This is a genomic window from Marinovum algicola, from assembly GCF_900109145.1.
Classification (GTDB): Bacteria; Pseudomonadota; Alphaproteobacteria; order Rhodobacterales; family Rhodobacteraceae; genus Marinovum; species Marinovum algicola.
In genome coordinates, this window is sequence record NZ_FNYY01000001.1 from 593,433 (window position 1) to 606,146 (window position 12,714).

Genomic DNA, 12,714 nt, shown 5'->3' on the forward strand with positions numbered 1-12,714 from the left:
ATCAATGCGCCGGGCGGATGAAGGTGTCGTTGCGCAGCTCTGCAAAGGCCTGGGTCAGCTCTTCGCGGGTGTTCATCACGATCGGCCCGTGCCAAGCCACCGGCTCGTTGATCGGCGCGCCGGAGATCAGCAGAAAACGAATGCCCTCGGGCCCGGCCTGCACCGTCACCTCGTCGCCGGTGCCGAAGCGCACCAGCGTGCGGTTGCCCGAAAGGTCGCGGATATTGACCTCCTGGCCCGCCACCTCCTTCTCGAGCAGCACGCCCTGCGGCCCGGAGGCATCGGCAAAGGCGCCGGCGCCCTCGAAGACATAGGCAAAGGCGCGGCGGTAGGTGTCGACCCGGAAGGTCTTCTTGACGCCCGCCGGGACAAAGACATCGAGATATTGCGGATCGGCGGCGATACCGTCGACCGGCCCGCGCTTGCCCCAGAACTCGCCGGTGATCACCTTGACCCGCGTCCCGTCGTCATCCACCACTTCGGGAATGTCCGGCGCATGGATGTCCTGATAGCGCGGCGCGGTCATCTTCAGCGAGGACGGCAGGTTGGCCCAGAGCTGAAAGCCGTGCATCTGGCCTTTGGCGTTGCCCTTGGGCATCTCCTGGTGAAGAATGCCCGATCCGGCGGTCATCCATTGCACCGAGCCCGCGCCCAGGGTGCCGGAATTGCCGAGGCTGTCGGCATGATCCACCGCGCCCCCCAGAACATAGGTGATCGTCTCGATGCCGCGGTGCGGGTGCCAGGGAAAGCCGGCGCTGTAGTCGCCGGGCGTCTCGCCGCGGAAATCGTCGAACAACAGGAAGGGGTCGAGCTCGCTCGGATCCTGAAAGCCGAAGGCGCGGTGCAGTTTGACGCCGGCACCCTCCATCGTGGGTTGGGCGCGGCGGGTTTCCAATGTGGGTCGCAAAGACATGGTATGGTCCTTTCTTGCCTCTTGCGGCAAAGATAGGTCGTGCATCAGCGCGCTGCAATCGCGGTCGCCGAAGGGGTCATGTGCGTCAGGACACAAGTCCATTGGCCCGCAAGCCCCCTCGCACCCGGCCGCAAAGCAGGGTAAGAGGCGGCGGAGCTGAGGAGAACGCGCATATGGCAGAGGTTTTGGCGGAACTGGCGGCATCGCCCGCACGGCGGTATTTCGGCGTCGGCACGATGTTCGGGCTGGGGCTGCTGGTGCTTTATCTGGCGCTGTCTCAGAGCTTTGATGCCTTTTACTGGCAGCTGGCGCTGATCGCGCTGGGTGGCGCGGCACTTTATGCGGCGATGCGGATGCTTCAGGCCACCGCGCTGCGACTCGAGCTGCGCGATGACGGGCTTTTCGATTCCGAAGGTCATCTGCTGGCGGCCTTCGACGATATCGTCACCGTCGAACGCGGCATGCTGGCGATGAAGCCGTCGAACGGCTTCATGATCGTCACCCGGACCAGACAGCCCCGGCGCTGGCGGCCCGGGCTCTACTGGGTGATGGGCAAGCGGATCGGGGTCGGCGGGGTGACGGCGGCGGCGGATGCGAAATACATGGCCGACCTGATGAACATGCAGCTGGTCGAGCGGCGCGGCGGGCTCTGACAGGAGGAACAGACCGGACATTGCTGCCCGGCCTGTCGCTGGTCACAACACGTCTGTCGGTGTGCCTGTTGGGGGGTTAGCTTCCCAGCCAGACGAGTTGTGGCGCAAACCGGGGGCGGGTAAAGACGCGCGCGGTCAGCACGCCGTCATTGAACCCGAGCTCCAATGGCCAGTCGTAATCGACATAGGTTTCGACCACGATCAATTGTTCGCCGCTCACCATCACCGGCAGTTGGTCATGCTGGCCGGCAAGCTCGGCATCGGTCAGGGTCATGGCATGGGCGCCGCGCACCTCGCTCCATTCGACGTTGTAGCTTGCGCCCGGCCCGTCATAGGACACGACGCTGACGCGGATGGTGTTGTCGGCATCGCCGGTGCCGGTGAGAAAGCCGAACAGGTCCTTGGCGCTGTCGACATACGCCGGCGTGATATAGGCGGTCTCGCGCGAGAGCATGTCGCCCAGGGTATAGGTGGCCTTTTCGCCCATGCTGTCGCGGCGGAACGCATCGTAGAACACCATCGACACCGCCATCGTCAGCAGCAGCACCGGCATCAGGATGATGGCCTCGATATTGACGCTGCCATCGGCATCGCGGCGGAATTTACGCAGTTGCGAGGCGAGTTTTCCGAAATTTTTAACAATCATGACGAATTACCTCGGTTCCTGGACAAAGGAGGTTGCGGCCAACAGGGCGTAGTCTCCGGCATTGTCCTTCTGGAGAGACGGCGCCAGGAAAGTAATCGGAAAGATCGGCGTGACCTTGGCGCAGGCGCGCAGCACCATCAGCTCGTTGGTCTGGCCGTTGACGAAGGCGCGCACCGGCGCGACCTCGAGCGCAGTGTCGGTGCAGTCGGCCGAGCCGGGCAAGGCCGTCCAGCCGCGCGGGTCGCGCTGCACCATCTCGAGCCGCAGGTTGGTGGTGCAATCGGGCAGGATCACGGCGCGTTCGCAGATCATGTCCTTGATCGCATTGTGTTGCGGCGCCGCCCCGGTCTCGAGCCGGATCGACCGGACGGTCTGATCCATGGCGCGTTCCAGCATCGTGGCACGGGCGGTATAGGCGCCCACCTCGAGCATGGTCAGCAGGATCAGCACGATCATCGGCATCCAGAGGGCAAAGGCCACGGTTTCGACCGAGCCCGACTCTTCGCGGACAAACCGGCGCATATGGAGTTTCAGGCGATGGGTCATTGGGTCAGCCTCAGTTGGGTGATGGTCCGGGCGATGGAATTGAAGGCGTCGGAGATCTCGACACCGGCGACGTCGAAGTAATGGGACGGCGAGGAGGCGCAGTTCTCCATCGCGTCCAGGCCGCGCTGGGGCGCCTCGAAGCCGATGGCGAAGACCACGATGCCTGCATCCCGAGCCTGGCCACAGATCGCCGCAAGCCGGGTGTCGGCGTGGTCGGCGTAAACGATACCCTCATAGGCGTTGTACTGCCCGGCATAGGTGCTGTAGGACACCCGGCCATCCCGGTAGGGCGTGCGATAGAACTTGGTGGCGCGGCCGCGGGTGCCCCAGCGGGCAAAGGTTTCGGCATTGCTCATCTGCCGCGCGTTGCTGCCGCCGTCGGGCGAATTGCGGTACTTGTAGCTGTTCGAGTAGTTCTCGTAGCGATCCCAGTAGTAGACATCCGAGGATGTACCCGACTGGTCGACGATGCGGGACGAGAACCGGTCGTTCGTCGGATTGTTGTCGCCGCGGTCGTCAATGAAGATCTCCGACATGCCGGTCTGGAACTCGGGCTTGAGATCATATTCGGTGGTATTGGCGCCGTCGGTCATCAGCACGATGATCTTGAGCGCGTCGGGATCGGTATAGGCGCTGGGACGGCCGGCGACGATGGGATCGGCCTGGCCATCGGCGATCATGTCGTCGACCAGCGATTGCGCGCTCGGATCGAGCAGGGCGGTGCCCCATTTCATCCCGAGGTCGATCGCGGTGTTGCCGCCGGCGCCGAGGTTGTCGATGTGGCCTTTGAGGGCCGTGGCATCGGCGCTTTGCACCACGATCGCGCCGTAATCGTCATCCGGGCACCAGGGCTGCGAGATCTCGGTGGTGTATTCGCTGCTGCTCCAGGGGTCGAAATGGCTCAGCCGGTCAAGCTCGGAAGTGCGCGAAATGCCCAGGGTGTCGAAGGCGGTATCGGGAAAGATCGCGCAGCTCGAATAATTGTGCTCGGCCGAGAGGTTGAAATACTGCGACACCACCGATCCGAGGTTCACCGTGGCATTGTAGCTGACCAGGTTGACCGTGGTCAGGCTGGGGGCACCTTCGGGCTGAATCACCGTATCGACGAATTCGCGGGCGGCGGCGCGCAGGTTCTGGATCTTGTTGTTCGATCCCATCGAACCGGAGCGGTCGAGCACCAGCGAGATCTCGACGTTCGACATTCGTTCCATGGCTTCGCCGGCGGCCGGGGCGATCATCTGATCGATGCCCAGCACACCGAGAAAGAGCGGGTTGGAGGACTGCTGGGCCGTGGCCGAGACCACGCGGTAATTCAGCCCGTCGTCCACCGAAGTGGAGCTGAGCGTGCCGTCCATGCCGGATTTGACGAAGTAATCGTCGACCACCGCGGCAGGATCGAGATCCTGTTCGAGATCGGCCGCGGCCAGGACGGCCCGGTCAAGCGTGGCCTGCAATTTGGCGCGCTTCATCTCGTTCATCATCAGATCGACGCCGAAGCCGCAGATCGCGATGATGCCGACAAAAATAATCATGGCAAGTACGGTGATGGTGCCCGCGTCGTCGCGCCGGAACCGGTGCAACCGGGTCGCCATCCTTTCCCTTACGGAAAGCGGCGGACCAGAAATGTCCTTATGCATTATTACAATCCTCACTCACTGAAGCCCCGAAGTTTCAGTCTGGCGCCGAAATGGCGGTGGAAGCAGCTGTTCCCGGGACGGACCTCGTGCTGCAATATCTATGCCCGACGAACTCGGCGAAATTAAGGCAAGTCACTGTATAATAACGTGTTTTTGTATCTGTTTCAGCGTTAGTGCAAATTCTTTCGGGGGATTGTCTGGGCGCTAGAAACAATTTGAGGGAAATTGGGCCTACTGCGCGGTGTCAGCTGTCCGACGCATGGCTTGCCCGGCCATCTCGTGCGCCGAAGCCCGGGGCGGCGGGGAAAATCCGGCAAGGAAAAACCGGAAAAAATGCTCGCGCGCCTTAACCTTAGCGTCATAGGCTTGATGCCAAAAGATTAATCAAATGGGCGAGTCGTCTGCCCGGACCCAATGGAGGAACCCAATGCAGCCAGCCAATGAACCGACATTCCGCGAGAGCGTCGATCTGATGTTCAACCGCGCGGTCTCTCTCATGGACCTGCCGCCGGGGCTGGAGGAAAAGATCAGGGTCTGCAACGCGACCTATACGGTGCGCTTCGGGGTGCGGCTAAGGGGGCGGATACAGACCTTTGTGGGCTATCGGTCGGTGCATTCCGAGCATATGGAGCCGGTCAAGGGCGGCATCCGCTATTCCAACGCCGTCAACCAGGACGAGGTCGAGGCGCTGGCGGCGCTGATGACCTACAAATGCGCGCTGGTCGAAGCGCCGTTCGGTGGCTCCAAGGGCGGGCTCTGCATCGATCCGCGGCAATATGACGAGCACGAGCTGGAACAGGTAACGCGCCGCTTTGCCTATGAGCTGGCCAAGCGCGATCTGATCAACCCGTCGCAGAACGTGCCGGCGCCCGACATGGGCACCTCGGAACGCGAGATGGCCTGGATCGCCGATCAATACGCCCGGATGAACACCACCGACATCAACGCCCGGGCCTGCGTGACCGGCAAACCGCTCAATGCCGGTGGCATCTCCGGTCGGGTCGAGGCGACCGGGCGCGGTGTGCAATATGCCCTGCGCGAGTTCTTTCGCGACCGGCAGGGCGTTGACAAGGCCGGTCTCTCGGGCACGCTCGACGGCAAGCGGGTCATCGTTCAGGGGCTCGGCAATGTCGGCTATCACGCCGCCAAGTTCCTGTCCGAAGAGGACGGCTGCCAGGTGATCGGCATCATCGAGCGTGACGGTGCGCTGTTCAGCGCCGAAGGTCTCAACGTCGAGGGCGTGCGTGAATGGATCGTCAAACATGGCGGTGTGACCGGCTATCCGGATGCCGCGCATCATTCCGAAGGCGCAGCGGTGATGGAGGAGGAATGCGACATCCTCATTCCGGCTGCGCTCGAGGGCGTGATCAACATGTCGAACGCCGAACGGATCAAGGCGCCGCTGATCATCGAGGCGGCGAACGGCCCGGTGACGGCCGGGGCCGACGATATCCTGCGCAAGAAGGGCACGGTGATCATCCCCGATATGTATGCCAATGCCGGCGGTGTCACGGTGTCCTATTTCGAATGGGTCAAAAACCTGTCGCACATCCGCTTTGGCCGGATGCAGCGCCGGCAGGAAGAGGCGCGCCACGAGCTGATCGTCAAGGAGCTTGAGCGGCTCAGCGATCACCTGGGCGACAAATGGTCGATGACGCCGCACTTCAAGGAGAAATACCTCAGGGGCGCGGATGAGCTCGAGCTGGTGCGCTCGGGCCTCGATGACACCATGCGCACCGCATTCCAGTCGATGCGCGATGTCTGGCACGAGCGTGAGGACGTCGACGATCTGCGCACCGCCGCCTATCTGGTGGCGATCGGCAAGGTGGCGTCGAGTTATCGCGCCAAGGGGCTCTAGGGCCAGACAGCTTTCGCCGCGGGGCCGACCCGCGGCGAAATGCGGCGGAGATCGCCGCGCTTTACGGAAAGATAACGGCGCGATCACGCGCGGCCCGCTTTTGGCCCTGTTCCGCTGAATTCCCCCAACCACCTGGTTTTCAAGGAAAACACCATGTCTGCCGTGGCGCAGATGTGGCAGGATTTTCTAAATTCCTCGGGTAAAACCCTTTTTTTGCCGTTTTTGTGCCCTCAGCACGCACCAATTCTCACCCAATAGTAAATGCCTCACAGAGATCCGCTCCGTGGTCACAGAGGGAACGACAACATGACAGGATTTGCGAAAGGGCACCGCGCCTTTGTACGCCGCTTCTGGCAGGATGACTCCGGCAACGCCACCATCGTGTGCGTCTACCTGAGCCTCGCGATCCTGCTGACCACTGGCGCGGCCATTGACGTGATGCGCTATGAATCGATCCGCACCAAGATGCAGCACGTGCTCGACCGTGCCGTGCTGGCTGCCGCCGATCTCGATCAGGAGGCCGATCCGTCCGGCGTCGCCCAGGATTACGTCGCCACCGCCGGCGTCGCCGGTGCGCTGACGCAGGTCACCGTCGATGAGGGGCTCAACTATCGGACGGTCTCGGCCACCGGCAACACCGATGTCGAGACGCTGTTCATGCGCATGGCCGGGATCGACAGCCTGAACGCGCCGGCCCACAGTGTCGCGGAAGAAAAGATTTCCAAGGTCGAGATCTCGATGATCCTCGATATCTCGGGTTCGATGGGATCGAACAGCAAGATCCAGAACCTGCGCGCCGCCGCCAAGGAATTCGTCGATACGGTGATCACCCCGACTACCGACGCGATGGATCAGACCACCGTTTCCGTGGTGCCGTACAATGCCACGGTGAACCTCGGCCCGACCGTTTCGCAATATTTCAACATCGAGGACACGCACGACTATTCCAACTGCGTGATCTTCAACGACAATGAATTCGACACGGTCGATATCACACAGGACCAGCTGCTCAAGCGTCTGGCGCATTTCGATCCCTATTCGTCAAGCGAGACCACGACCGAGATCTCCAATCCCTGGTGCCCGGATGACGACTATGGCCAGATCGTCGTGGCCTCGAGCGATGCAAATGCGCTGAAGGCCCATATCGACTCGCTCGGGGCCGGCGGCAATACCGCCATCGACCTCGGCATGAAATGGGGGACGGCCCTGCTGTCCGACGCGGCCGCCCCGGTGTTCGACCAGATGCGCGCCGACGGCCACCTGTCGGAATCGGCCACCCAGCGTCCGGCAACCTTCACCGACACCGAGGCGATGAAAGTGGTGGTGCTGATGACCGATGGGCAGAACACCACGCAATATGACCTCAAACCCGAGTTCAAGACCGAATGGTCCGACGTCTGGATCGACGACCGGGGCACCACGTCGATGAGCGATGACCGCTTCTCGGTGCTTGTCGATGACAACACGGGCACCAGCAACGACACATACTACTGGGTGCGCTACGACGGCTGGAGCTGGGATTACCGCTATCGCAACTATCTCGACGGTGGCACGTCGGCTCGCCGGATGACCAACGCCGAAGTCTATGCCCGCTGGGGGGTCAAGGGCGTGGCCAAGAAGTTCTGGGAACGGCCCGAGCGCGACAACTTCATCTCGCAGAGCGCCTATTCCAACATCTACTACGGCTATACTGGCATCGTCGGTGCGACCTCGGCCGACACCCGTCTGTCGACGGTGTGCCAGGCAGCCAGGGACAAGGGCATCGTGGTCTTTGCCATCGCCTTCGAGGCGCCGACAGCGGGGCAGAACGCGCTCAAGGACTGCGCCTCCTCGGACTCGCATTACTTTGCAGTGGAGGGGATCGAGATCACCGAAACCTTCCACGCCATTGCCCGCCAGATCAACAACCTGAGGCTGATCCAATGACACGCAACCTGAAACAGGCAACCGCCCGGTTCTGCAAGGACGAAAGCGGCGCGGCCTCGGTCATCGAATTCGCCATCGTCCTGCCGCTGTTTGCAGTCTTCCTCGGCGCGATGGTCGAGATGGGCTGGATGAACATCCGCCACGCCATGCTGGAACGCGGCCTCGACACCACGGTGCGAGAAATCCGCCTCTCCACCGGTTTCGCGGCCAATTACGACACCATCCGCGAAAAGATCTGCGACACCGCCGCCATCATTCCCGAATGCACCGCAACGCTGCGGCTCGAGATGAAGGTAGTCGATCCGCGGGCCTTCGCCGGCATTCCGAGCGCCGCCGAATGTCAGAATTCGGCCGAAGACGCCCGGCCGCTGCGGAATTTCCAGAGCGGCGAGGACAACGAGATCATGCTGCTGCGTGCCTGCTACAAGTTCAAGCCGGTGTTCCCGACAACCGGTCTCGGGGGCCAGCTGGCCAAGGACAGCGAAGGCTTCACCGCAATCGTTTCTACATCCGCATTCGTCCAGGAACCGAGGTAATGGCCATGATGACCAGGATTCTGCAAAAACTGCGCCAGTTCACCGGCGACACCCGCGGCGGCGTCAGCCTCGAACTGATCATCTTCACCCCGGTGCTCTTCGTGATGCTGGCCGGCGCCTATGTCTACTATGATGCCTTCCGGCAAAAGGCGATCAACACCAATGCCGCCTATACCATCTCGGATGCGCTCTCACGCGAGACCGATGCAATCGATGACGACTATCTCGACGGGTTGCACAGCATGCTCGAATTCCTGACCCATGCGAACGATCAGGTCGGACTCCGGGTGACGATGGTGCGCTGGAACAAGCGCAAGAACGCTTACCGCCGCGACTGGTCACAGACCCGCGGGCCACTCTATCCGCTGAAGAACCGCGACCTGAACACCACCCTTGCCGAACATCTGCCGACGCTCTTGCACAATGAACGGGTGATTGTGGTGGAGACCTCCGCCATCTATTCGCCGATCTTCGACGTGCCGGGCATGAGCGAGGATACCGAGCTCTACAACTTCGCCTTCACCCGGCCGCGCTTTGCGCCCAAGCTGGAATGGGCCGGCATGTAACCCACCTCTGCCGTCATGGCCGCGAGAGGGCGCCCCGCGAGGCGCCCTTTTGCCGTGCTCTGCTCAGCGCAGATAGCGGTCGAAATGCGCGATCGTGCGGTCCCAGGCCAGTTCCGCCGCCGCTTCGTCATAGCGCGGCGTGCTGTCGTTGTGAAAGCCGTGGTTCACGCCTTCGTAGATATGCGCCTCATAGGTCTTGCCATGTTCGTCCAGCGCCGCCTTGTAGGCCGGCCAGCCCTCGTTGATGCGGCTGTCGAGCCCGGCATAATGCAGCAACAGCGGCGCCTCGATCCTCGGCACATCCGCTGCGCTGACCTGACGCCCGTAGAAGGGCACCGAGGCACCAAGCTCGGGATAGGCCACCGCCATGGCATTGCAGACCCCGCCGCCGTAACAGAAGCCGACGCAGCCCACCTTGCCCGTGGTCTCGTCATGACCGGCGAGGAATTCATAAGCGGCAAAGAAGTCGTTCATCAGCTTTTCGCGATTCACGGTCTGCTGCAACTCGCGCCCCTCGGCGTCATTGCCGGGATAGCCGCCGACCGAGGTCAGCCCGTCGGGCGCCAGCGCGAGAAAGCCGGCCTTGGCCACCCGGCGCGCGACGTCTTCGATATAGGGGTTGAGACCGCGGTTCTCATGCACCACGACGACGGCCGGCACCGGGCCCTCGACATTGGTCGGCCGCACCAGATAGCCGCGCACCTCGCCATGGCCGTTCGGCGAGGGGTAGGTGATATATTCCGGCAGGATGTCGGGATCGGTGAATTGCACCTGTTCGGCCAGCGCGTAATTCGGGCTGAGCATGCCCAGCAGCGCCGCGGCGGTGACCCCGCCGACGGCAAATCTGCCGGCGCGGTCGAGGAACTCGCGTTTCGTGATCTTGCCATGGGCGTAATAATCATAGAGGTCGAGCAGCTCCTGATCAAAATCCTTGGCGGTCATGCGGGGAGGGGAAATCTCGTTCATCGGTTGTCCTTTTTACAAACACAAGCCGGACGCCGGCCGCCCGACCGGTTCACGATACCGCGCAACGCCCAGTTGAACAGGTGAAAAGCCGGAGTTTGGCGCTGCCTCCGCTCACAGTTGCGTGCGTGGCGACCCCTCCGCCCGCGCCGCCGGGCCTGGGCATTTCCCCCTGACCTGCCGCGGTCATCCATGATAGGGAGCGGCCGAAACGCAGAAACAACGGAGCGTGCCATATCTGTCGTCAAACGCCGCCTTTGCATTCCGCGCGGGCGGGTCACGCTGCCGCCGACCACGTCCGAAGGATGACCGGCGCCATGCAGACCACCCTGTCCATCGCCACCCGGGGCCCGGGGCTTTACGAGGTCACCCGCGAAGTCGCGGCCTGGGTCGCCGGCGGCCCGGCCGGACCGGCGCTGCTGACGCTGATGATCCGCCATACCTCGGCCAGCCTGCTGATCCAGGAAAATGCCGACCCGGAAGTGCAGAGCGACCTGCGCGCTTTTTTTCACCGCCTGGTGCCACCCTCGGACGATCCGGCGATGTCCTATCTCACCCACACCTACGAGGGCCCGGACGACATGCCGGCGCATATCAAATCCGCGCTGCTGCCGGTCTCGCTCTCCATTCCCGTGCTTGATGGGCGCCTGCGGCTCGGAACCTGGCAGGGGATTTACGTTTTCGAACACCGCCGCGCACCCAAATCCCGGGACATCGTGGCCCATCTGGCCTGACGCCAGCCGCCCCCGCCACTCCTGTTGCAAAATGCCCTCGGGGGAGCCCCGCAGGGATAGCGGCCAACGCCTCTGTTAGTTGAAACACATTCTTTCAGGGGATACCGGAAGAGGTCAGAAGAGGCCGGAAGAAGCCGGATCACAAAAAAAATCAGGGTGTTGAGACGTCGCCCGAGCTGATGTGCAGACGAAACTGCAATTCTTTCAGAAACCTTCCGAAACGGCGGTTTGGACGTTGAATGGCTCTTTTGGGCGGTCAGAAGGTGATCGCGCTGATGGTCCGTATAAGCCCGGTTCAATACACGTAAAATCCGTGTTTGAACCGGCTTTCAAAGGCGTTTTTGGGTGTCACGGTGAGCATAATTCTCGGACGTCGGCGTCCGAGAAAGGCACAGGCGTCCGAGAACGGGAATTCGTGCTATATTTTAACGCCATGTGAGATCGGCACTCGCCGGGGACGTGCGGCAAACTCGGACGCGTTTTTTGGGTCTGCCCGAGCTAGGCGGCTAAGAATACCGTTCATGGTCGTGCTGCGGAATATGCTGTGCACTGTCACACCGCAGTCGGTGCGCAAACTCGCGCGGCGGCTGGGACTCAACAAATAAATGATCTGGCGCTGGCGGATGCTTGTGTTTTCCATCATCGGCAGCAGCCCGGCAGTGAGCTTCTCCGAGATCGTTGAGGCGGATGAGACTTTCCAGCGGGAAACGCGCAAGGGTTCTCGCGAATAGGTCCGGCACTTCGCGGATCCGAGGAGAGTCGCACCGCCGCCCCGGCTCAAGTGGGAGGATTTCACGACGCAGGGGCTTAAGTTGTGGCAAGGCTTCTCGAAGTGGCAGCTCCCCATTCTCACCGTCGCTGACCGAGGCGGCGCGCGTCACTTCCGACGCCTGCCGAACCGATAGGGCGTGACACTCGAGCGCGCCATGAAGCCGCTGGTTCCGAGCGATGCCGTGCTCTGTTCCGACGGCGCCACCGGATACAAAAACGTCGCAGCAGCAGGCGGTCTCGAGCACTTCGTGGTCGGAAGCAAGCCTGGCACGCGCGTGGCCTCAGGCTGTTATCACATCCAGAACGTGAACTCGCTCCACGCCCGCTGCAAAAGGTTCATGAAGCTTTTCTGCGGACCGGCCACTAAGAACCTGCGCGGCTACATCCGCTGGTTTGAGGTGCGGCTGGCGGGTATGCGCCCGGCGAAGATTGTCCGCGCATTGCAAACCAAGCGTCACGCAGAAGTCTGCTTCGAGCCCAAAATGACCGCGTTGGTCGAAGGAGGCTTCGCAGTTGCAGCATGGGCGCGCATGTCGTGAAGGCCCAAACTAGACCTGCACGCATATGTAGCGGAGGTTTGCTTCGAGCTCCCAGGAAGGGAGATGCTGAGCTGGACATCAATTGCGGGTTGCGCATACTAGGGTCAGGACCCATTGATTTCCGCCTGTCGGCGTGATTCACGGTTCGAAAAACGAGCGGTGAACATGTCCGATCTTTTCTGGCTGACAGATGCACAGATGGCGCGTCTTGAGCCCTTCTTCCCGAAGTCCCACGGCAAACCCCGCGTCGATGATCGGCGTGTGTTGAGTGGAATTATCTTCATCAATCGCAATGGCTTGCGGTGGCGCGACGCGCCGAGTGCGTATGGCCCACACAAGACACTCTACAACCGCTGGAAGCGGTGGAGTGACAGAGGCATCTTTACCCGGATGATGGCCGGACTGGCTGCCGGGCACGGCGAAGAG

General features: G+C 62.1%; 13 protein-coding genes. 8 read left to right on the forward strand and 5 right to left on the reverse strand.

Going from position 1 to position 12,714, the window contains the following annotated elements:
* Position 1: 1 nt before the first annotated feature.
* The gene (locus tag BMW90_RS02905) at positions 2-913 is read right to left on the reverse strand and encodes a pirin family protein (protein ID WP_048532435.1); all 912 of its coding nucleotides are present in this window, start codon (positions 911-913) and stop codon (positions 2-4) included.
* Positions 914-1,086: 173 nt separating this feature from the next.
* Between BMW90_RS02905 and BMW90_RS02910 the strand changes: the two genes are divergently transcribed.
* A complete protein-coding gene (locus BMW90_RS02910; RefSeq protein WP_074834807.1) occupies positions 1,087-1,566 on the forward strand; it encodes a hypothetical protein in 480 nt (159 codons plus the stop codon).
* Positions 1,567-1,642: 76 nt separating this feature from the next.
* Here the strand turns inward: BMW90_RS02910 and BMW90_RS02915 are convergent, their stop codons facing one another.
* From BMW90_RS02915 to BMW90_RS02925, 3 genes are read right to left on the reverse strand one after another with little or no spacing between them, the layout of a single operon-like run.
* Positions 1,643-2,212, reverse strand: coding sequence for a TadE/TadG family type IV pilus assembly protein (locus BMW90_RS02915; RefSeq protein ID WP_048532433.1), 570 nt, complete (start codon positions 2,210-2,212; stop codon positions 1,643-1,645).
* A 6-nt stretch (positions 2,213-2,218) separates the two neighbouring features.
* Complete coding sequence (locus tag BMW90_RS02920; RefSeq protein WP_074834809.1) at positions 2,219-2,758, reverse strand: TadE/TadG family type IV pilus assembly protein; 540 nt, start codon at positions 2,756-2,758, stop codon at positions 2,219-2,221.
* Positions 2,755-4,350, reverse strand: coding sequence for a TadE/TadG family type IV pilus assembly protein (locus tag BMW90_RS02925; RefSeq protein WP_170850502.1), 1,596 nt, complete (start codon positions 4,348-4,350; stop codon positions 2,755-2,757). Before BMW90_RS02925 ends, BMW90_RS02920 begins: the two co-directional genes overlap by 4 nt.
* A 472-nt stretch (positions 4,351-4,822) precedes the next feature.
* Between BMW90_RS02925 and BMW90_RS02930 the strand changes: the two genes are divergently transcribed.
* The 4 genes from BMW90_RS02930 to BMW90_RS02945 all read left to right on the forward strand — a co-directional run bounded on the left by BMW90_RS02930 (position 4,823) and on the right by BMW90_RS02945 (position 9,281).
* Positions 4,823-6,253: a Glu/Leu/Phe/Val family dehydrogenase gene (locus BMW90_RS02930; protein WP_074834812.1), complete on the forward strand. Its 1,431-nt coding sequence runs from the start codon at positions 4,823-4,825 to the stop codon at positions 6,251-6,253.
* Positions 6,254-6,559: 306 nt separating this feature from the next.
* Positions 6,560-8,179 (forward strand): TadE/TadG family type IV pilus assembly protein, encoded by a 1,620-nt coding sequence (locus BMW90_RS02935; protein WP_074834814.1) that lies wholly within the window; start codon positions 6,560-6,562, stop codon positions 8,177-8,179.
* The gene (locus BMW90_RS02940; protein WP_074834816.1) at positions 8,176-8,715 is read left to right on the forward strand and encodes a TadE/TadG family type IV pilus assembly protein; all 540 of its coding nucleotides are present in this window, start codon (positions 8,176-8,178) and stop codon (positions 8,713-8,715) included. Before BMW90_RS02935 ends, BMW90_RS02940 begins: the two co-directional genes overlap by 4 nt.
* Positions 8,716-8,720: 5 nt before the next feature.
* On the forward strand, positions 8,721-9,281 hold the full coding sequence (locus BMW90_RS02945) for a TadE/TadG family type IV pilus assembly protein (RefSeq protein ID WP_074834881.1): 561 nt from the start codon (positions 8,721-8,723) through the stop codon (positions 9,279-9,281).
* Positions 9,282-9,344: 63 nt separating this feature from the next.
* Here BMW90_RS02945 and yghX read toward each other — a convergent pair whose 3' ends face one another.
* Entirely contained in the window at positions 9,345-10,247 is a 903-nt protein-coding gene (yghX, locus tag BMW90_RS02950) for a YghX family hydrolase (protein WP_074834818.1), read from the reverse strand.
* 314 nt (positions 10,248-10,561) lie between these two features.
* On the opposite strand from yghX, the gene BMW90_RS02955 reads away from it, so the two are divergent.
* The 3 genes from BMW90_RS02955 to BMW90_RS02965 all read left to right on the forward strand — a co-directional run.
* Positions 10,562-10,978 carry a secondary thiamine-phosphate synthase enzyme YjbQ gene (locus tag BMW90_RS02955; RefSeq protein ID WP_048533878.1) on the forward strand — a complete coding sequence of 139 codons (417 nt, stop codon included), beginning with the start codon at positions 10,562-10,564 and terminating at the stop codon, positions 10,976-10,978.
* A 926-nt stretch (positions 10,979-11,904) separates the two neighbouring features.
* Positions 11,905-12,288: a hypothetical protein gene (locus BMW90_RS02960; RefSeq protein WP_074834820.1), complete on the forward strand. Its 384-nt coding sequence runs from the start codon at positions 11,905-11,907 to the stop codon at positions 12,286-12,288.
* Positions 12,289-12,453: 165 nt separating this feature from the next.
* Positions 12,454-12,714, forward strand: a 261-nt coding sequence (locus BMW90_RS02965) for an IS5/IS1182 family transposase (protein ID WP_074834883.1), incomplete at its 3' end; no start/stop codon positions are given.